The sequence below is a fragment of the Candidatus Delongbacteria bacterium genome, from assembly GCA_020634015.1.
GTDB lineage: Bacteria > CAIWAD01 > CAIWAD01 > CAIWAD01 > CAIWAD01 > JACKCN01.
On record JACKCN010000001.1, the window covers coordinates 495,369 to 515,063 of the forward strand.

Genomic DNA, 19,695 nt, shown 5'->3' on the forward strand with positions numbered 1-19,695 from the left:
GCATTCTGCCCCGAGTGAATCCATAAATGCTGGACATGCGATGAAACAACTGATCCAGAATTTCAAGACCGGCGAGTTGTTGCTGGAAGATCTGCCGGCGCCCGCGATCGCGGGGCCGGGTGTCCGGGTGGCCAACGCCTTCTCGCTGATCAGCGCGGGCACCGAGCGCACCACGGTGTCCACGGCCCAGGCCAGCCTGGTGGGCAAGGCCCGCAAGCGGCCCGACCTGGTGAAACAGGTGCTGGAGAATGTGAAACGCGAAGGTCTGGGCGCCACCATCGAAAAGGTGCGCAGCCGGCTGGAGAGCATGAAGGCCATGGGCTACAGCAGCGCGGGCGTGGTGATTGAGAGCTCGTGCGAGGACTTCCGCCCGGGCGACCGGGTGGCCTGCGCGGGGGGCGGCTACGCCGTGCATGCCGAACAGATCTTCGTGCCACGCAACCTGTGTGTGGCGGTGCCCGAAGGCGTGGGTCTGGATCAGGCGGCCTTCACCACCCTGGGCGCGATCGCGCTGCAGGGAGTGCGCCAGGCGGACGTGCGGGTGGGCGAGTGTGTCACGGTGGTGGGACTGGGACTGCTGGGACTGCTGGCAGGCGCGATCCTCAAGGCTTCGGGCTGCCGGGTGATCGGTGCCGATATCGGCGCGGGCAACTTCGCGGCCGCCCGTGCTCTGGGTCTGCACGAACTTTGCCTGACCGGCGAACTGGAAACCGTGGTCGCGCGCGTCTCGCGCGGGCGGGGTGCCGATGCGGTGATCCTCTGCGCCAGCACGCGCAGCAACGAGCCTGTGGAACTGGCCGGGCGCATTTCGCGCAAGAAAGGCCGGGTGGTGGTGGTGGGAGCCGTGGGCATGGACCTGCCGCGCGAACCCGACTGGTACCAGAAGGAGCTGGAGCTGAAGATGAGCTGCAGCTACGGCCCGGGCCGCTACGACCCCGAGTACGAGGAAGGCGGGCACGACTACCCGGTGGCGTACGTGCGCTGGACCGAAGGGCGCAACATGGAAGCCTTTCTGGACCTGCTGGCCGAGGGCCTGGATCTTGCGCCCCTGATCAGCCACCGTTTCTCCATTGACGACGCGCTCAAGGCCTACGATATCGTGCTGGGCAAGACTCCCGAACCGCATATCGGAATTCTGCTGGAGTACGGGGCGGACCAGGCGGTCGTGTCACACCGGGCCAGCGCCGCAACCCGGGCCAATGGAGCGTCCGCCGGCCCGCGTGGCAATGGCATCGCCTTCATCGGCGCGGGCAATTTCGCCCAGAGCTACCTGCTGCCCCACGTGAAGAAATACGGGTCGCAGCCACTGCACACGGTGGTGACCGGCACGGGAGTCAACGCGCGCGCCGTGGCGGGCAAATTCGATGTGCCCCATTTCGGCACCGATGGTGATGCCGTGATGGCCGATCCGGAGGTGGGCACGGTCTTCATCGCCACCCGCCACAACCTGCACGCGCCCTGGGTGCTGAAGGCGCTGGAGGCCGACAAGCGAATCTTCGTGGAAAAACCGCTCTGTCTCACCGAAGACGAACTGGAACGCATCGTGGCCCTTCACGGGCTCAAGCGGGAACAGGGTCACTCCCCCATGCTGCTGGTGGGCTTCAATCGGCGCTTTGCTCCGCTGACCCAGGAGCTGGCCCGTTTTCTGCCCCGCGACGAACCCCGCATGATCCATTACCGGGTGAATGCGGGCATGATTCCCTCGAACAGCTGGATCCAGGACCCCGCAGTGGGCGGTGGACGCATCATGGGCGAACTGTGTCACTTCATCGATACCTGCAGTTTCCTCTGCGCGGGCCCGCTGCGCTCGGTGCAGGCAGCCGCCCTGCCCAACGCGGGCCGCTGGCATGACGACAACCTGAGCGTGAGCCTGCGCTGGGCCGATGGCTCACTGGCCTGCATCCAGTATCTGGCCAATGGCAGCCGACTGCTGCCCAAGGAGCGGCTCGAAGTCTCCTGCGCCGGACACAGCGCCGTGCTGGACGACTTCCGCAAGCTCGAGCTCTTCTCAGGGCGCGCCCAGTCACACAAATCGGCCCAGGACAAGGGCCACGAGATGGAAGTCCGCACCTTCCTGGATGCCCTGGCCAGCGGCAACAGCCCGATTCCCTTCGAGAGCCTGGTGGAAACCACGCGCGCCACCCTGCTGGTGAAACGTTCCCTCGAAGACGGTCTGGAACACACCCTGGCGTGAGCGACGCGCGCTCCATGCTGCAGGCCCTGGAAGCCTGGATCGTCGCCGAGGAGTACGCCGGCTGGGATCCCTATGACGCGCTGAACAGTCCCCTGTTGAAAGCGCTCAGCCTGGGCACCCGGGTGGGCGGCATCGCCTGGGTCCAGCTGATCAAGCGCTCGCCCTGGAACCTGCGGCCCCTGCTGGCCGTGCCCAAGGGGCGCAATCCCAAGGGCATCGGCCTTTTCCTGCACGCCAGTGCCCTGCGCTACTCGGACACGCACGACCCTTTGGATCTGGAACGGATCACGCATTTCGGCAACTGGCTGCTGGAGAACGGCAACCGGCAGTTCGGCGGCATTGGCTGGGGCTACAATTTTCCCTGGCCGGGGCGCAGCTTCTATTGCCCCGAGGGCACTCCCACGGTGGTCAACACGGCGTATGTGGGGCAGGCATTCCTGCTGGCCTGGCGGGCCACGGGTGAGGAGCGCTGGTTGCAGGCGGCCCATGCCGCGGCGGAGTTCGTCCACAAGGGACTGCCGGAGAGCGCCCGCACCGAGCACGGTTGCTGTGCGGCCTATACTCCCCTGGACCGAGCACGGATTCCCAACGCCAACATGCTGGGAGCCGCGCTGCTGCTGGCGGTGGCCAGGTGTGTGCAGGACCCGGGACTGCACACGGCAGGCATGGAGCGCATGGCCTATTCACTGGCCGACCAGCGCGCCGACGGCAGCTGGTTCTATGGCGAAGCGTCCAACCAGGCCTGGATCGACAGCTTCCACACCGGCTACAACCTGCTGGCTCTCGACCAGGCCGCCCGGCTCAGTGGAGACCCGGACTTCAGACGAGGCGTGGAGCGCGGGTTCCGCTTCTATCTGGATTCCTTCTTCGAGAGTGACGGCACGGTCAAGTACTACCACGACCGACGCCACCCGCTGGATCCCCATGCCTTCGCCCATGCCCTGATCACGCTGAAAAGTCTGGAGGCGCTCGACGAGCGCGCCGCCATCCTGCGCCCGCGCGTGCTGGAACGGCTGGAATCGCTGTTCCGGATGCCCGAGGGCTGGTACAGCCACTGGATCACGGCCAGCGGCCGGCGCACCGAGATTCCCTACATGCGCTGGGTCCAGGCCTGGGTCTTCACCGCGCTGGTGTACGAGATCCACGGTCAGGGGTTCTTCAATCAGGGGGAGGCCCGGGCGTGAGCCGCTTCTGGATTGACATCGACAACCTGCCCCATGTGACCATCTTCGACCCGCTGCTGCGGGAACTGGAGGCACGTGGTCACACGGTGGAGCTGACCGTGCGCGACTTCGCCTTCTCGGTGGAACGCCTGCGCGATCTGGGTCTGCCGGCCACCGTGATCGGTCGGCACTACGGCAAGGCCACCTGGCGCAAGGTGGCGGGCACCCTCTGGCGGGCCGGACAGCTCACGCGCTGGCTGGGCGGACGGTCCTTCGACCTGGCCCTGTCCCACGGCAGCCGCAGCGCCGTGCTGGCCGCGGCCTGGCGGGGTCTGCCCACGGTCACGATGTACGACTACGAGCATGTCTCCACCGGCCTGCAGGAACGCTTCGCCAGCAGGATTCTGGTGCCCGGTCTGTTGATGGAACGCGGTGTGTTTCCCGACAACCCACGCTACGAGGGCTATCCCGGGTACAAGGAAGAGATCTATCTGGGGCGTTTCAGCCCCGATCCCGGCTTCCGCCAGCAGCTGGAATGCCCCGAGAATGCGGTGCTGGTGGTGCTGCGCCCCCCGGCGCGCGCCGCGCATTATCACGATCCCCGGGCCGAGACGATCTTCCAGGCGGTCGTCCAACGGCTGCGTCAGAGCTCCTGCATCACGATCGTACTGCCGCGCACTCCGGATGAGCTGGCCGAATTGGCCCCGCTGGAAAGCCCGACTTTCCGCATCCTGCGCCGCCCCGTGGACGGACTGCAGCTGGTGCACGCCGCCGATCTGGTGATCTCGGGTGGCGGCACCATGAACCGCGAAGCCGCCCTGCTGGGCACTCCCGTGCACTCGATCTTCCAGGGCAAGCGCGCCCTGCTGGACGAGGAACTGGCGCGGCGACACGCCTTTCACTTCATCAGCAACATCGGGCAGGTGGCCGATATCCCCCTGGAACGCAAGCCCTCCCGGGTCCACTCCCTGGATGACACTCTGCTCGACTGGCTCTGTGCACGCTTCGAAACCCTGGCCCGCGAAGGGACGTCCCGCTCATGACACACCCACCTTCCGGCACACCGCGTGACATCATCCGCTCGGGTTCACGCCGACTCCTGCCCTGTGTCGCGACCCTGCTTGTGTGCGCGGTGTGCGCACATGCCCTGCCGTTCTCCGAATCGGCCAGTATGGCCCTGCAGCCGGAGTTCCTGCTCTTCGGAGAGTCCACGGCCATCGACCCCAACCGGATGCTGCCGCTGGGCGATACACAGTACATGGACCCAGCTCACGCGCCCCGAACTCCCTGGCTGGCAGCACGCTGGGCCCAGCAGGCGGCCTGGCAGCCCAGCGATTCGCTGCAGCTGGGTCTCTGGTTCGAGAACCGCACCAGCAGCCAGCAGGACAGCAATCCATACCTGGCTCTCAGCGGCAGTCTGGACTGGAGGCCCCAGCCGGAGCTGCTGTTGCACACCACCTTTTCAACCATGGTGAACCAGCAGGCTCCCGCGGAATTTCCCGGGAACTGGGGTGATGTGCACGCGGGCAGCCGGGAAGCCTGGCTGCAGTGGTCACGCTCCTGGTTCCAGCTGCGTGCGGGCCGAATGAGTCTGAACACGGGACCCGAGTCGGGGCGCAGCCTGCTGCTGAGCAACAGCACCTCGCTGGATGGCTGGCGGCTGGAAGTGCGCCCCGGCAAGAAAGCCGATGGGCTCTGGCTGAGTGCCTTCCACTACGAACTGGACACGCGCGCACAGGGCACGCACACCTACGCGCGCTGGCTGACCGGCCATCGGGTGGGCTGGACCTGGGCCAACCGGGCCTCGCTGGCTCTCGCGGAAGCGATTCTCTATGGCAAGGAACACGGAGGTCCGTCCTGGGCGGCGCTCAATCCGCTGCAGCCCCTGCACGCGGTGCAGATGAACGGCCTGGAAGCCAACACCGTGTTCCAGCTTTCCGGCTGGTGGAAACTCAACGAGCGCCAGCTGCTGAGCGGGGAAATCCTGGTGGACGACCTGCAATTGGATGACGCCAGCCGCGATGACCAGGAGCCCGACGAATGGGCCGTCCAGCTGGACCTGCGCAACGCCCTGCCCGCGGACATCCTGCTGCACACGGGCTACACGCGCATCACCCAGCGCAGCTACAATTCCAAGTTCGGCCATCAGGTCTGGTTGATCCATGAGCGCCCGCTGGCACACCCGCTTGGCGCCGACGCCGATGAGTTCCGGCTGGGGCTGAGCTGGAAGGGCTCGGCCAGAGTCCACCCCTCCTGGTCCATGGCCGTGCGCCGCCAGGGCGAGCGTACACCCTGGGTGCCCTTCGACCAACCCTGGCTGGAACCCGATGCGCGGCTGCCCTACAGCGAGCCCTTCCCCACCGGGGTGGTCCAGCGCACGGTGGAGCACACGCTTGCCGTCGAGAGTCTCTGGCGATCCTGGACCCTGCGTCTGGCCTGGACCCTGCCGCAGGTCAGGAATCTGGATCACGTGCCCGGACAGGACCGTTCCGATTCCTTCGTGGAACTGCGGATCTTCGGGGGCATCGCCCGTCTTCCCGGTTCCCGCTGAGAGCGGGACCGACCAGTGATTCATTGATACTGAATGCCAGGCCATGGAGACTTGCCGATGTCGCACGACCCTGTGCTGAGACTGGTTCCCTCGCTGAAACGCCAGTTCATCTGGGGTTGCGTGCAGTATGTGTTCGTGGTGCTGATGATGAAGGTCTTCGTGCCCCCCCAGTTCGATGTGCCGCTGGGACTGCTGGCATTGCTCTTTGCCCTGGCCCACTTCCCGCGATTTCTGTTCGCGGCTCTGACACGAGACCATGTACTCTGTCTTCCCGTGGAAATCCGCGGCGACTCTCTGGTGGTGCCGGGCAGAAGATCGCCGGATCCGATTCCTCTCGAGCGCATTGACCATGAACGCTCCAGCAATCGGCACATCGCCGAGATCTTTCTGGGCTTCTGGATTCTCAAGGATGCCGCGGGCAAGCGGTTGACCTGGCTGGAACGCTGGGCCTTCACCAAGGAAGAACTGGACCGACTGATGGAGACAATCCGCAGCCTGCAACGGACACACGACCAGCAGGGTGCACATGATCCGGAGGGTCTGACCGATGTTTCAACTTGAATCACCCAGCCATCGCCTGACCGCGTCCGCGATTCGCCAGTGGCTGCGCATCACGGGCTGGGGCTGCCTGCTGCTGGTCATCCAGGCCAGCATTCCCTGGATCTTCAGTCCGGGTGGACGCCCCTTCCTGGATGAATTGCCTCTGCTGATCCGGCTCTGGAGCGGCAGCCTGGTCCTGCTGCTGGTGCTCTCGGCCATCTGGGTGATCTTTGCCGCCGGGCACAGCCACCAGACCGAGATCGGCCTGTACAGCGACTGCATCGCCTCCCCCGTGTTCGGCAAGGTCCGGGCCATTCCGGTGATGGACGTGGATGTGGACCGCAGCCTGATTCCCGGGCGCTGGGAGCGTTTTTTTGGGTGGTGGAGCCTGCGCGATGCCCAGGGCCGCAGCCTGGCCCGCTTTCCGATTCGCCTCTACCGCCGGCAGGACGTGGAAACTTTCTTCAAGGCCATCGAAGCGAAGCAATCCGCTTCGGGACTGTGAGCCATTCTTCCGGTCAGGCTGAGCGATCACCCGCAGGACAAGACAGATGAGGCATCCATGTTCCGGATCGAAGTTCCCACTGCCCGGCTTTCGGCCTCGGTACCCAGACTTTGGGCCAGACTGGCACTGAGTGGTGTGGCCATCCTCCTGCTGATGCTGGTCATGATGTTGCTGGCGGACAGTCTGCTGGGCCAGGCACCGGAACCGCCCGTCCATCGGCTCTTCGTGGCGGGAGTGACCATGGTGGCTGTTCTCGCCACATTGTTCCCCAACCTAGTCTGGCGTACATATCTCCATGAAATCGGGCTGTACGAAATCCGGATAAGCTCTCCGGCATTCGGCCGTGGGCGGGACATGCCCTTGGCCGACGTGGATCCGAGCTGCAGTCGGACACAGAATGCGCTGGACAGAGTGTTGGGTCGCGGTCGTTTTCGCGACAGCCAGGGACGGATCCTGGCCCGATATTCCCGTTGGATCTACCGTCGGCAGGACGTGGAAGACTTCTTCAAGGCCATCGAAGCGACACAGTCCTCCATTGGACTGTGAGCCATCCATCCCGGCAGCGGGCCACGAGCCCCCTGCGGCAAGACTGGGGAGGATTCCGTGTTCCAGATCGAAGTTCCCGCGCGGCGACTCATGGCCACCAGACCGAGACTTCTGGCAAGACAGTTGTTCTGGATGTGTGTGTTCCTGGGCATGATGTTCGCCTCGCAGTTTCACCAGCACTGGGGACAGGAGTGGACTGCCCTGGATCTGAGGCATGCGAAGATGCTCGCGATTGGCGCATCGATCCTCATCATCCTCTCATCACTGGCTGTCTGGTTCTTGCCTTGGCACATGCGAGCAGCCAGGATCGACCTCTACAGGGACCGTCTCTTCTCCCAGCTCTTCTGGCGAATGGGGACAATTCCTTTGGACAGAGTGGACCTGTCACGCAGTCGCACACCGGGCACGCTGGAATCCTGGATCGGCAAATGGAGCTTCCGCGACAGCGCGGGCAGAAGTCTGGCGCGCTTTCCCCGGCTGCTCTACCGCCGGCAGGACCTGGAAAGTTTCTTCGAGGCCATCGAAGAGCTGCAGAAAAGCGCGGGCTGAGTATCTTGGCCATCGCGTTTCGGGCAGCCCCATCGCAGGCCCGTCCACAAGGCATTCATCGAAAGGACTGTACCATGGCCACCCTGACCGTTCTGCTTGCGCTGCTGCTGGCCTGTGGTGCCCGCGCCGATGTGGATGTGCCCACTTTCCAGCAGGAGTTCCACAACTGGGCCGAGGCCCATGTGGATACCTTCTCCTTCCCGGCCGCCAGCGAGCCTTTCTCCAGCGTCAGTCTGACCTATACGCTGGATTGTCCAGGCAGCCCCGGCGACTGTGATCCATGGGACCGACTGGGATTCCTCAGCGTGCTGGTGCCCGATGGCAACGGTGGCCAGACGCGCATCGAGATCGCGCGCATCGTGACGCCCTACGACATCACGGGCAGCTGGGGACCGCCCTACGGCACCGGCCCCGGCGAATGTGGTTGGGAGTTCGATGTGTCCGACTACTCACATCTGCTGCGCGGCGAGGTGATCCTGAGCAGCTACATCGAAACCTGGATCGGCGACGATCGCGGCTGGCAGGTCACCGCGGACTTTCACTTCACCTCGGGCGTCCCCGAGCTCGAACCCTTCGAGGTCCTGCCGCTCTGGGATCTGGGGCACCTGGTGATCGGCGATTCCAGCAATCCCTACAGCCAGTACCTGAGCGGCCGCAACTGGGCGCTGCCCGCCGAAGCCGAAGCGGCTCGCCTGCGCATCACGACCACGGGCCACGGCCAGGGCAATACCGACAACGCCGCCGAGTTCTCCGATCTGGAACACTATGTGCTGCTGGACTTCAACATGCAGACCCTGAACCTCTGGCGTGACGACTGCAACGTCAATCCCTGCAGCGGCCAGGGCGGCAACTGGTGGTACGGGCGTTTCAACTGGTGCCCGGGCAGTTCGGTGCCCGCCTGGACCAGCGATGTTCCCGTGGGCCAGGACTCGGTCTTCGTGGACTACTGGTTCGAGAGCTACGACAACCACTGCCGTCCCAACAATCCCGATTGCATCAGCGGACAGACCTGCACGGACTGCAACTACAACTCCACCGGTCACACCGAACCGATCTACAGCACGGTGGGCCAGCTGGTGTTCTACCGCACGCCGGTCAGCGCCGTGGACCCTGCCCGGCAACGGCCATCAACCAGCACTCTGGGTGCCGCCTGGCCAAATCCCTTCAATCCGGGCACCCAATTGCCGCTGGTCCTCGACCGCCCCGCGCGTGCCCGCCTGGCCGTGTACAATCTGCTGGGCGAGCGGGTGGCCCTGCTCGTGGATGGATGGCTGCCCGCCGGCTCCCATGCCTTCCGCTTCGATGGCGAGGGCCTGCCTTCAGGCGTCTACATGGCCCGGCTGGAGCTGGAGCCTTCGGGCGGCGCAGTCGGCGTCTCGACACGCAAGCTGGTGCTGATGCGCTGAACACCAGCGCTTCCCCCATGCTGTCCTCTCGCGACGTAGCCCGGATGAAGCCAACACAATCTCGAATTCACAATTCGCGTTCCGCGCAATCGGGGCGCCATGCAATGGGAACGGAGGCCCTTCACGTGATCTGCCCGGATGGGGCCATGCCCTGTGCGGGCCGCGCTCTCCACCTTTTCTTCGCGAAGAAAAGGTGGGCCAAAAAAGGCTCTCTGCTCACTCCGCCGGACGGGCCTGCGCTGCGCGCGCCCGTCGTCGCATGGTCACCTCCGGGCGGCAGGCAGGCCGGTACCCGACCTTGCCCCCGGGCACACTGGAATTCTTCCGCATGCGACGCGGCGAGATTCATTCCGGCAGTGTCCTGTGCTTTTGAGGTGCGAGGAGGAGAAGCGCCTGCGGCGCGCTCTTTTGCCAGCCCGGGGTGAATCCCCGGGTGGGTGAAACCCGGCGGGAAAATGAAAACCGGGCCGCAGGGGTTTGTCTGGGGCCCGGTGGCTGGAATCGGTTGAGGGCGCGTGTGTCTCAGGTTCCTGCACCCAGCCCCATCCAGGAGGCAATGATGTTGCGCATCATCTCGTTGGTGCCCGAATAGAGGGTGGCGCCCACGGCGTCGCGCAGGGCCCGCTCGACCTCGTACTCCACGGTGAAACCATAGCCGCCGTGAATCTGCACCGCGCGGCGGGTCACCTCGCCCAGGCTCTCGCTGACCACCAGCTTGGCGATGGCGGCGTCCTGGCTCACGCTGCGGCTCTTCTCCAGGCGGCTGGCGGCCTGGTAGACCAGCAGGCGGCTGGCTTCGACCCGGCAGCGCATCTCGGCCATGTGCTCGCGAATGGCGGGGAACTTGGTGATCGGGCTGCCGAACTGCTGGCGTGTGCGCGCGTACTTGACGCAGGTTTCAATCAGACGCTCCATGGCGCCCACATGAAAGGCGAAGAGCAGGCTGCGTTCCCAGTCCATGCTGTGGGTGAACAGGCTGGATCCGCCGCCTTCTCCGGCCAGCATGGCCGAGTGGGGCACGCGCACATCCTCGAGGGCCACTTCTCCGAAGGGCGAGGTGCGAATACCCATCTTCTCGATCTTGTGGCTGCGGCTCAGACCACGGCTCTCGGCGGGCACGATGAAACAGCTCACACCACCATGGTAGCCCTTCTCGGGATCCGTCAGGGCGAAGAGCACGAACACATCGGCCACCGGGGCATTGGTGATGAAGATCTTGTTGCCGTTGAGCACCCAGTCATCGCCATCGCGCACGGCCCGGGTCGTCATGTTGAAGGCGTCGCTGCCCGTGCCCGGCTCGGTCATGGCATTGCCGGCGATCAGGGTGCCGTCACACAGTCCGGGCAGCCATTTCCGGCGCTGCTCTTCGGTGCCGAACTTGTAGATCGGCATGGTGCAGGGCAGCATGTGCGCGCAGAGACTGAACAGCAACCCGCCGTCGGTACAGCCCTGGCCCAGGGCTTCAAGGGCAATCGCCGTATCCAGTGGACTCAGCCCGCCTCCGCCGTACTCGCTGGGCACCGGCAGTCCGGGAATCGCCATCTCGCCCATCTTGCGCCAGAGATCACGGTCGAAGAACTGATCGCGGTCGCGCTGGATCACATCCCCGTTCAGTTCTGACTTGGCGAACTTGCGCAGGGTGTCGCGCAGGGTCTTCTGGTCGTCGTTCAGCTCGAAATTCATTGAACCATCTCCTTGAGGCGCTGGTAATCGGTCTTGTCCGTGGAAGTCTTCGGCAGGCTGTCAAGGAAGACGAAATCATCGGGCACCATGTACGACAGCAGGTTGTCGGCCGAGTAGCGCTTGAGTGCGATGATGGACAGTTTCATGCCATCGCGGGGCACCAGGCAGGCCCGGATGCGTACTCCGCCGTCCGCATCGCTGACGGCCAGCACGGCCGCTTCCAGCACATCGGGATGGCGATAGAGCGCAGTCTCGATCTCGCCCAGTTCGATCCGGTAGCCGCGCTTCTTGACCATGCGGTCCCGGCGACCGAGGAATTCCAGCTCGCCTGCCGCGTTGGGCTGCACCACGTCGCCCGTGTTGTACCAGCGCACGCCGTCCAGCTCCAGGAAGGCCCGGGCGTCCAGCTCGGGCGCGTTCCAGTAGCCATCCATCACGCCCTCACCCCGGATGAGCAGCAAACCCTCGCCCGTTCCGTCCACGGGCTGACCATTCTCGTCCACCCGCAGGCTTTCGTAGTGCGGGCAGACTCTGCCAATGGGGTACGGAGTGCTGCGGTCGTCGGGATGGGGTGGCAGCGTGTGCCAGGTGCAGACATTGGTCTCGGTGGGGCCGTAGAGATTGTGATACTCGGGATGGGGCCAGAGCGCGCGCAGTGCCTGGAGGTGCTTGATGGGAAAGACTTCGCCGGCGAAATTGACCACGCGCAGCGCACTGGCGTCCCGACCTTCGGGCTTGCCGAACTGCAGCATCAGGGTCAGGATCGACGGTGTGGAATACCAATGGGTGATCGCTTCCTGTTCCACGATCTCCACCAGCCGTGCCGGGTTCTTGCCGTCGTCCTCGCCGATCAGCACCAGTCGCCCTCCGTGCAGCAACGGCACGTAGATGTCCAGTACCGAGAGATCAAAATGGAAGGGGGCGTGCGAAGAGAAACGATCCTCGGGTCCGGGAGTGTAGAGCTGTGCGCACCACTCGATGAAAGCCAGCGCGGCCCCCTGCGAGATGCGCACACCCTTGGGCACTCCCGTGCTGCCCGATGTGTACAGGATGTAGCCCAACTCCGTGCGCGTGCGACCAGCGACCGGCAGCAGGTCTTCTCCGGCAGCCGGCCGTGTGGCCAGTGCGGCCCTGAGCGCGCCCGCGGGGTCGAGAGCCAGTTGCATGTCCAGTACGATCACGGCAGGCCTGCAACCATGCTCGGCCAGTGCAGCCACCAGGTCGGATTCGCGGCGCGAGTCCACGATCAGGGCCTTCACCTCGCAGTTGGCAAAAATCCAGGCGGCTCGCTCGGCGGGGCCTGACCAGTCCACGGGCACGTGTGCCGCCCGTGCACGCTGGCTCGCGAACACGCCGATCACACTCTCGATGGACTTGGGCAGGCACAGCCCCACCCGGTCACCGTCCTCCACACCCAGCGATCGCAGGACCTGCGCCAGGCTCTCGGCCAATTCGAGCGTGTCACGGTAGTCCAGCTGGCAATCCCGGGATGCGTCACGAATCGCGACGCCCGCGGGATTGAGCTCGGCTCCCCTGGCCAGACATTCCCAGAGTGAACGGAGCCCGCTCATCATTGCCCCTGCTTCTCGCGCACGACGTCGACGATGCGGTCGATCGTGTTCAGGTTGTCAATGCCCACTTCATGGGCCTCGAACTGCACCTTGTAGGTGTCTTCCAGGAAGGTGACCAGCTTCAACGTGGCCAGCGAATCAAGGATCCGGCCGCTGATCAGTTCCACATCACCGGTGAGCACGCTGGGGTCCTCTCCGGGAAGGAACTCGTTCAGAATGTACTCGGTGATTTCGGCGTGCAGGGTATCCATCAGTCTCTCCTTGTGAGGGTGCTGTCGGCAATGAAACGTGAGTAAAGATCGGCGGCCACCAGGGCATGCCCGCGGGCACCGGGATGGTCGTCCCAGGGAGCAACCCAGAGGTCTTCGGGTGTGAAGGCGGCGTAGACCTCATTCAGATCCCAGACCACCAGGCCCGCCCCGTTCATGCTGGCGATGATGTCCTGGTGCCCCATGTTCAGGTCGTGTTCGGTCAGCAGCGGCAGATAGACCGCACGCAGCGTGATGCCGCGGCTCTCGCACTCCTCGCGCAGGCGGGCATAGATCCAGTCCAGCAGTTCCCGCTCGAAGGGACGCAGAGCACGGATGCAGGCGTTCTCCTCGCTGCCGGGGCGCGCGCCAGCCCGGGCGACCAGATCCACCAGCCAGGGGTCTTCCAGCGGGCGCGAGCGTGACACCAGATCGGCCAGCCGGTCCACGCTGTGCTTGCCGTCCACGATGTGCCCCACATAGATCGCCGCCGAGGGCTCGAAGCGCAGGTCGAACTTGCGCAGACGGAAGAGCACATCCAGCGGGCTGTAGCCCTCCACCGCACAGTTGAGCAGTTCCACCGGCCCCTGGCCCGTGTGATTCAGAGAATCCTCGAGCAGCGATTCGAAATCCTGCTCCTGTTCCACTCCACTGCCATACAGATGACTGGCGCCCAGCATCAGCACCCGCTGCACTCCGGGAGCGGGGGCCAGTTCAACCGCCCTGTCACGCATTCCGTAGTGGTTCACGCTCACCATCACGCCCTTGTGGCGTTCTTCGGTGTCCGGATTGAGCAACAGGAAGGGCAGATCATCCTGCGACAGACTGAGATGCGAGAACTTGAGCGATTTCCAGTCCGCGGGTTTCTGCTTGAAGATCTGGTTGAGGTCCGGGTTGTCCCAACCCACGTCGTTCAGCTTCTCGTAGTAGTCGCGCTGGCGACGGTTCTTGTCGCGCTGGTTCATCACCGGACTCTTGACCTGATGGATCACGCTTGACACCGGCTCGGGCAGTTCCCGGTAGACCCGCGGGTGCCCGATGATCAGCAGTGCCAGCAGCATGGCGCCAATGCGCAGGGTCTCGGGCACGAAGCGCAGCGGGCGCGGTTTGTGCCCTGCGTAAGCCAGCGCCGTCAGGAAATGCAGCAGAATTCCACCCAGCAGCAGGGCCACCAGCAGACCGTTTCCGGGCAGCAGGCGCGTGCCCACGGCAAAGAGCGAGAGCCATTCCGTCAGGGATTCGGTGACCCACATCGACCAGAGGACACAGATCGTCAGAAAGACTCCCGTGGTGCGCGCGGCCAGCCCCAGATTGTAGGCAAGGCCACCTTTCTGGGCCGCGAGGCGCTGGGAGGGTGTCTGCCGGCTTTCCAGCACCACATTGATCGCCACCAGCACACAGAGCACGACCCAGAACATGATGTCGTGGGTGGCCAGCAGAAATTCGCCGCGAATCCAGAACCAGAGCCAGGCGTGGAAGAACCAGGTGGCCACGAAGACCCAGACCGTGCCCAGCACCAGGGCCCAGGTATTGCCGAACCTGCGCAGCTTGAAGTACGACGGATAGTAGAAGACCTTCATCATGAAGTCCTTCCAGTAGATGTTGATCCGTCGCCAGAAATCGGTGAAGCTGGAGGCCAGGTAGAAGAGGTGATGGGTCTCGGGAAGGGCATAGCCGAAGAGCCGCACCACACCGATCACGAAATGGAACTGGCCGGAGACGTTCAGGTAGAGCATGAAGGGCCAGATCAGGTAGCGCAGCAGACTGCCCAGATCCAGCACCTGGGTCGTGTCGATGGGCAGATGCTGGTAGACCAGCCGATACAGCACCAGCTGGAACACACCGCGGGCCATCCATTGCAGGCCCGAGAGGGCCGTCAGGTCGCGGTCCTTCTCCTTGGCCTGACTGCGGGTCCAGGTCTGGTAGTCAACCGCCGGAAAGAGCGGAAAGACCACGTTGGGAATCATGAAGAAATAGGAGAGGCTGTCCAGTGCCTTGAAGGGTTGCCGCGCGTGCTTGAGGTCGTAGAGGTAAATCAGCAGGCGAATCGAGAACAGTGATCCGAAGATCGGCCAGATCGCCGGGGACCAGGCCTGTCCCAGGCTGCCGATCCGCTGGCTGGCGAAGACCGCGCCCAGCACGAGCAGCAGAAGCACACGCCAGCGGAAGGTGATGGGCAGGTGGCAGATGCCGATCACCAGCAGCCCCAGGGCCAACAACCAGCTTCCCTGCACCAGCCCGAAGATCAGCGGAATGCTGGCCAGGGAGAGCAGGGTGAAAAAGCCGTGCCGCCATCTGCCGGGCAGGAAATGGTGCACCGTAAAGCCACCCAGCAGAAAGGGTGCGAAGCGATGGAAAGCGAATCCCTGGAACTGGTACCACCAGCCCATGAGATAGAGAACGCCTGCCAGGAGGCCCATCAGGCTCAGGAAAGTGCCCGCCCGGCGCACACGTGAAGGGGGCAACAAGGACGGAGAGGTGCCTCCCGCTGCCTTGCCGCCGGCTGTATTGATCATGCTGGTTTCCGCAAATGCTCTGTGTTCGGCGCCAAACTTAGCGATGCGCCGATCAAGTCACCAGATCAAAAGCCAGAAACCGTTCCTCTGCCGCATGCGGCCAGGACGCAAGGCTCGTCCAATTGGAAACTAGGTGCGGGAATTGTCGGATGCTGGCAGGAGTTCTCTGCTATGGTGCAGGAACAGCCCAGGCATCAAGCCTCATGTTGACCGATTCGGCCATCTTCATGAACAGGAAAGCGGGGCGGGGAATCTCATGATCCGCCAGGGCCACATCCCAGGCGGCCTGCATGCGCAGCACGGGCCCGGGCGTGGAACAGGCGGTGCCCTGGCCATCGGCATACCAGGTAAGGGTCACATCCAGCGGCAGATCTCTCGTGATGCCATGCAGTTGGAATGTTCCATCGACCCGGATGGTCAGCGGGACTCCATCCTTCAATTCCCCACCACTCAGCACCCGATCGACGGTGTACTCGGTCGTGGGATACTTGCTGGTATGCAGGTGGTTATCGCGCATGTGGCTATCGCGAAGGTCGATGCCGGTGGTCAGTTGCAGCAGATCCACGGAAAAGTTGGCCATGCTGGTGGAATCGATGGTCGTTCCCGGGAAACTCAACGCGCCGCTGATGGCATGAGTCTCGCCATCGAAGCTCTCGAGAGTGGCCTCGGAATGGAAGGTGACCTTGTTGCAGTCCGCATCTCCCGTCACGCGCCAATCGCCGGCGTGCACGCGTGAGACAAGCAGCAACAACGCAAGAAACTTGAGTGTACCAGAGCGCATGATTTTCCCCGGAAAAAGAATGACCCGGGCCGAAGCCCGGGTCGTTGGCATCACTTGACCATCAACATCCGGTGGGTCTGGCTGGTTCCCGCCGCATCCAGTCGGGCAAAGTACATGCCACTGGGCTGGGCGATGCCCCGATCACTCAGGCCATTCCAGAGAATGTGTCCGGTTCCGGCCGGCATCGGCTGATCCAGCAGCGTGCGCACACGCTCACCGGCCAGGTTGTATACGGACAGGCGCACCATGCCCGCGCTGGGCAGGGTGAAGGCGATCCGGGTTTCCGGGTTGAAGGGATTGGGCCAGTTGGCCAGGCCCAGGTCCGTGGGCAGCAGGCCGGGGGCCTCCACCGAGGTCAGATCCTGCATGGTGCTGAAGCTGGTGGTGTAGATGAAGTCTCCACTGTTGCTGAAGTTGCCGTTGGCGGCATTTCCGGCGGCGTAGAAGGTGACCTCCTCGGGCAGGTCCTCGCCCGTGGGTGCGGTCCAGTCGAAGGTCCAGCTGACCGGGCCATCGGAAGTACCCTGGAAGGTACCGGAGCTGGTATGCTTGATGTACTGGGTCGCGCCTGAAGCCGAAATCTGCAGCGAACCGGAGGCTTCGCTGAACTCGCCCTGACCGAGCTGGGTGGCTTCGAAGCCCCAGCGGCTCTGGCCCGGATCGGCAAGGGTGACCGTGAGTTCATAGGTCTCGCCGGGCAGCCATGTGTCGGGGCCCGAAATCTGGAAGGTGCCGTTGCCGCTGTTCAGGGGATTGGTCGTGTGGCAGGCCACGCAGCTGGTCTCGCCCGGGGCGCCGGTATGACCGTCGGGGGGGCCGCTGCTGTAGGCGAAGGCCATGGATGGCAGCAGCGCTGCACCCGCGAGGATGAGTTGGATTCGATTCATGCTGAACTCCCGGTTGGTTGGTGTTGGGCACCAAATCTAACAACCGAAGAGTCTTTGTTGGCACGAATTTCTGCAGGTCAGGGATTTTCTCGTTCGGCAAAGCGCTCACTTGGTGAGATTCAGGCCAAGGCAGATTGGACGCTGGCCACCATGTCCTTCAGATCGAAGGGTTTGCGGAAGACCTTGTCGGCCCCAAGGGCGCGCGCAATGCGCAGGCAATCGTCCGCCGAGATCGCACCACCACCGGAAATGGCGAACAGCGGCACGACCGGCCAGGTGGCGCGAATCTCCCGCAGGGTTTCCGCGCCTTCCTTCTCGGGCACCAGCATGTCAAGGATGACCAGATCCACGGTCTTGCCGCCCAGTTTCTTGAGGCCTTCATTCCCGTTCTCGGCCTCGGAGCAGGAGAAGCCCGCCTTTTCAAGGCTGCGCTTGAGCACGGATCGCACGCCTGGGTCGTCGTCGATGATGAGAACATGACCAAGACTGTCGGCAAGGGCCAAAGGTCTTGAGTCGGTGGATTCGGACGGGTTTTCGTCGTTCATCAGACTTCCGAATTGTCACTGCGCGGGGGAACATGTGCCTTCTGAAACAGAACTATCGGCCCCGCGACAACCACAATGCAGGCGGAATACGGAGTTCTGCAGTAAAATCGAACGTTCGCCATTGAAAACTTTGTGCGATTCGATTGAAGCTGGATCACTCAGGTGGGATCTGCGGCCAGATCGAAGTTGCTGTCTGCACCGCCCGAGCGCTGGTCTGCCTCGAGGTTCGTGTGGGAAATCGCGGAGACATGCCCCAGAACGTGCTCGATGACGTCGGCGGCGGTATAGGAGAGCCGTCCATCCTTGCAGAAGGTCGCGGCATCGGCGGCTGCATCCCCCGCGGTCATGATGGGCAACTCCTCACCATAGGAGCGACGCTGTCCCAGACCGATGGTGGCCATCAGGCCATTGCAGAGGCAGAGCCGCCCCTGGGTGTCCTCCGCCGTGCCGCCCTTGCGCTCGAAATGGGGCACGGGTTCTGCCGAGCAACGGTAGCCCAGTTCGCCACCCTCCTTCTCGAAGGCGCTGCGCAGGAAACCGAGGTCGCAGACCCGTTCGCGTTCGCTGGCTTTGGCTCCATCGACGAGGGTGCCTTCGAGGGGAATCAACTTGAAAGGATACCCCGTGGGGGAAGCGCGGAAATCCGTGCGTACTTCCAGGTGGCCTTCACTGCTGGCCTTCAGCGCACGACGCTTGAGTTCGGGAGCGATTCCGGACTCGTCGCAGAAGGCGAAGGCCGAGCCGATCTGGATGCCCGCGGCACCGGCGGCCCGGGCTTCCGCCAATTTTTCGGGAGAAGCGCAGGAGCCGGCCAACCAGAAAGGCAGGCCCAGTTCGGCGATGCGGTCCAGCTCGGGAATGTCGCGCTGGGTGTAGGCCGGGGTTTCCCCGGGGCGGGTGCCGTTCTGGCGGGGAGGAGCGTTGTGGCCGCCCGCGGTGTGATTTTCGACCACGAAGCCGTCCACCTTGCCGCTGGCTTTGCGCACCATCACCCGTCCGATGGTATGGGAAGAAATGATCGCAAGGAAATCGGGGCGCACGAGCGGCCGGGGCACATCGATGCCCAGGGCCCCGGGATCGAAGATGAATTCGGTGTTGCGTCCTTCGCCTGCTTCCTTCACTTCCAGGCGGATCCGCACTTCCTGCCCCGCGGCCAGGCCATCCAGCACGCCCGGAATGGCCAGGGGCACTCCCGCGCCCATCAGCACGGCATGCACACCGGCCAGCATCGCCCCATACAGGGTGGGCAGGTTGGGCAGCTGCACCTTTTCAAGCAGGTTGATGCCCACCGGTCCTGAATGCCCCTCACGTGCCAGCCAGACTTCGGCAAAGGCCGCGGCCACCATCATCTTCATCCGGTCGATGTTCATTTTCAGGTTGGGCATGCTCAGGCTGTGAAACGCCTTGCCCGGCGCGATGCCGCCCTCGACGAAACAGTCATCCAGGATCTTCTGGGCGGTTTTCGCACAGGGAAAGGCCGCCAGGGCACGACGCATGTGTCCACCGGGGTCGCCCAACTGCAGCCGGCGCACCATGACCGCATCGATGACCGTCCCGGAGATCACTCCCAGCATATCCTTCAGGGACACGGCCTGGGCCAGTCGCCAGTTGGATACTCCGACTCCCATTCCGCCCTGGATGATGGGCGGCAATGTGCCCGCTGCGCTGATGAGCATGTTGATTGATCCGGAGCTGGGGCGCACTCTGCGCGTTGACGGTCGGTGATCGGGGGCCTTGCGTGTCGCATGATGAGCGAGATCCGGGCGCCGGCCCGCAGTCCTCGGATGTGGAGAAAACCGGGAGTGGTGGCCGGCTGGCAAACGCCTCCCAAGTTCATCCATGCGGCCCGGATTTCCAAGCAGGAAGCCGGTTCCGGACAGACTGGCACAGGCCCGGTCACGGGCCCTCTCCGTATGCGTGTGCACCCTGCGTGCGAAGAGGGTCGCTCAGGATCGGTCAGGGCTGAACACAGTCTGCTGAGATTGGTCCTGTCTCGCTGATTTCGCGTGA

Annotated in this window: 17 protein-coding genes; 9 read left to right on the forward strand and 8 right to left on the reverse strand. The window is 64.0% G+C overall.

The annotated features are described in order from the left end of the window. The first annotated feature begins 40 nt into the window (after positions 1-40). The 9 genes from H6678_02095 (at position 41) to H6678_02135 (ending at position 9,454) form a co-directional block, all read left to right on the forward strand. Positions 41-2,194: a bi-domain-containing oxidoreductase gene (locus H6678_02095; protein ID MCB9472582.1), complete on the forward strand. Its 2,154-nt coding sequence runs from the start codon at positions 41-43 to the stop codon at positions 2,192-2,194. Next, entirely contained in the window at positions 2,191-3,378 is a 1,188-nt protein-coding gene (locus H6678_02100; GenBank protein ID MCB9472583.1) for a hypothetical protein, read from the forward strand. The genes H6678_02095 and H6678_02100 overlap by 4 nt, the downstream gene beginning before the upstream one ends. Then, the gene (locus tag H6678_02105) at positions 3,375-4,400 is read left to right on the forward strand and encodes a DUF354 domain-containing protein (GenBank protein MCB9472584.1); all 1,026 of its coding nucleotides are present in this window, start codon (positions 3,375-3,377) and stop codon (positions 4,398-4,400) included. The genes H6678_02100 and H6678_02105 overlap by 4 nt, the downstream gene beginning before the upstream one ends. Then, entirely contained in the window at positions 4,397-5,908 is a 1,512-nt protein-coding gene (locus H6678_02110) for a hypothetical protein (GenBank protein MCB9472585.1), read from the forward strand. The genes H6678_02105 and H6678_02110 overlap by 4 nt, the downstream gene beginning before the upstream one ends. A gap of 57 nt (positions 5,909-5,965) precedes the next feature. Then, positions 5,966-6,469 carry a hypothetical protein gene (locus H6678_02115; protein MCB9472586.1) on the forward strand — a complete coding sequence of 168 codons (504 nt, stop codon included), beginning with the start codon at positions 5,966-5,968 and terminating at the stop codon, positions 6,467-6,469. Next, positions 6,456-6,953, forward strand: coding sequence for a hypothetical protein (locus H6678_02120; GenBank protein MCB9472587.1), 498 nt, complete (start codon positions 6,456-6,458; stop codon positions 6,951-6,953). The genes H6678_02115 and H6678_02120 overlap by 14 nt, the downstream gene beginning before the upstream one ends. Before the next feature lie 57 nt (positions 6,954-7,010). Next, entirely contained in the window at positions 7,011-7,499 is a 489-nt protein-coding gene (locus tag H6678_02125; GenBank protein ID MCB9472588.1) for a hypothetical protein, read from the forward strand. A 375-nt stretch (positions 7,500-7,874) separates the two neighbouring features. Continuing rightward, positions 7,875-8,048: a hypothetical protein gene (locus H6678_02130; GenBank protein ID MCB9472589.1), complete on the forward strand. Its 174-nt coding sequence runs from the start codon at positions 7,875-7,877 to the stop codon at positions 8,046-8,048. 74 nt (positions 8,049-8,122) lie between these two features. Beyond that, entirely contained in the window at positions 8,123-9,454 is a 1,332-nt protein-coding gene (locus H6678_02135) for a hypothetical protein (GenBank protein ID MCB9472590.1), read from the forward strand. Between the two features lie 522 nt (positions 9,455-9,976). Here H6678_02135 and H6678_02140 read toward each other — a convergent pair. The 8 genes from H6678_02140 to H6678_02175 all read right to left on the reverse strand — a co-directional run bounded on the left by H6678_02140 (position 9,977) and on the right by H6678_02175 (position 19,361). Then, the gene (locus tag H6678_02140; protein MCB9472591.1) at positions 9,977-11,137 is read right to left on the reverse strand and encodes an acyl-CoA dehydrogenase family protein; all 1,161 of its coding nucleotides are present in this window, start codon (positions 11,135-11,137) and stop codon (positions 9,977-9,979) included. Beyond that, positions 11,134-12,708, reverse strand: a complete 1,575-nt coding sequence (locus H6678_02145; protein ID MCB9472592.1) for an amino acid adenylation domain-containing protein — start codon at positions 12,706-12,708, stop codon at positions 11,134-11,136. Before H6678_02145 ends, H6678_02140 begins: the two co-directional genes overlap by 4 nt. Then, positions 12,708-12,959, reverse strand: coding sequence for an acyl carrier protein (locus tag H6678_02150; protein MCB9472593.1), 252 nt, complete (start codon positions 12,957-12,959; stop codon positions 12,708-12,710). Before H6678_02150 ends, H6678_02145 begins: the two co-directional genes overlap by 1 nt. Then, positions 12,959-15,472 carry a hypothetical protein gene (locus H6678_02155; protein ID MCB9472594.1) on the reverse strand — a complete coding sequence of 838 codons (2,514 nt, stop codon included), beginning with the start codon at positions 15,470-15,472 and terminating at the stop codon, positions 12,959-12,961. Before H6678_02155 ends, H6678_02150 begins: the two co-directional genes overlap by 1 nt. 169 nt (positions 15,473-15,641) lie before the next feature. Beyond that, positions 15,642-16,253 (reverse strand): YceI family protein, encoded by a 612-nt coding sequence (locus H6678_02160; GenBank protein MCB9472595.1) that lies wholly within the window; start codon positions 16,251-16,253, stop codon positions 15,642-15,644. 50 nt (positions 16,254-16,303) lie between these two features. Continuing rightward, complete coding sequence (locus H6678_02165) at positions 16,304-17,140, reverse strand: T9SS type A sorting domain-containing protein (protein MCB9472596.1); 837 nt, start codon at positions 17,138-17,140, stop codon at positions 16,304-16,306. 119 nt (positions 17,141-17,259) lie between these two features. Next, positions 17,260-17,685 carry a response regulator gene (locus H6678_02170; protein MCB9472597.1) on the reverse strand — a complete coding sequence of 142 codons (426 nt, stop codon included), beginning with the start codon at positions 17,683-17,685 and terminating at the stop codon, positions 17,260-17,262. A gap of 158 nt (positions 17,686-17,843) precedes the next feature. Next, complete coding sequence (locus tag H6678_02175; protein MCB9472598.1) at positions 17,844-19,361, reverse strand: nitronate monooxygenase; 1,518 nt, start codon at positions 19,359-19,361, stop codon at positions 17,844-17,846. Between the last annotated feature and the right edge of the window lie 334 nt (positions 19,362-19,695).

Coding starts and splice junctions, on each gene's coding strand:
- H6678_02095 (MCB9472582.1), top strand. CDS start 41: ATGAAACAACTGATCCAGAATTTCAAGACCGGCGAGTTGTTGCTGGAA.
- H6678_02110 (MCB9472585.1), top strand. CDS start 4,397: ATGACACACCCACCTTCCGGCACACCGCGTGACATCATCCGCTCGGGT.
- H6678_02115 (MCB9472586.1), top strand. CDS start 5,966: ATGTCGCACGACCCTGTGCTGAGACTGGTTCCCTCGCTGAAACGCCAG.
- H6678_02120 (MCB9472587.1), top strand. CDS start 6,456: ATGTTTCAACTTGAATCACCCAGCCATCGCCTGACCGCGTCCGCGATT.
- H6678_02125 (MCB9472588.1), top strand. CDS start 7,011: ATGTTCCGGATCGAAGTTCCCACTGCCCGGCTTTCGGCCTCGGTACCC.
- H6678_02135 (MCB9472590.1), top strand. CDS start 8,123: ATGGCCACCCTGACCGTTCTGCTTGCGCTGCTGCTGGCCTGTGGTGCC.
- H6678_02140 (MCB9472591.1), bottom strand. CDS start 11,137: ATGAATTTCGAGCTGAACGACGACCAGAAGACCCTGCGCGACACCCTG.
- H6678_02145 (MCB9472592.1), bottom strand. CDS start 12,708: ATGAGCGGGCTCCGTTCACTCTGGGAATGTCTGGCCAGGGGAGCCGAG.
- H6678_02150 (MCB9472593.1), bottom strand. CDS start 12,959: ATGGATACCCTGCACGCCGAAATCACCGAGTACATTCTGAACGAGTTC.
- H6678_02155 (MCB9472594.1), bottom strand. CDS start 15,472: ATGATCAATACAGCCGGCGGCAAGGCAGCGGGAGGCACCTCTCCGTCC.
- H6678_02160 (MCB9472595.1), bottom strand. CDS start 16,253: ATGCGCTCTGGTACACTCAAGTTTCTTGCGTTGTTGCTGCTTGTCTCA.
- H6678_02165 (MCB9472596.1), bottom strand. CDS start 17,140: ATGAATCGAATCCAACTCATCCTCGCGGGTGCAGCGCTGCTGCCATCC.
- H6678_02170 (MCB9472597.1), bottom strand. CDS start 17,685: ATGAACGACGAAAACCCGTCCGAATCCACCGACTCAAGACCTTTGGCC.
- H6678_02175 (MCB9472598.1), bottom strand. CDS start 19,361: ATGCTCATCAGCGCAGCGGGCACATTGCCGCCCATCATCCAGGGCGGA.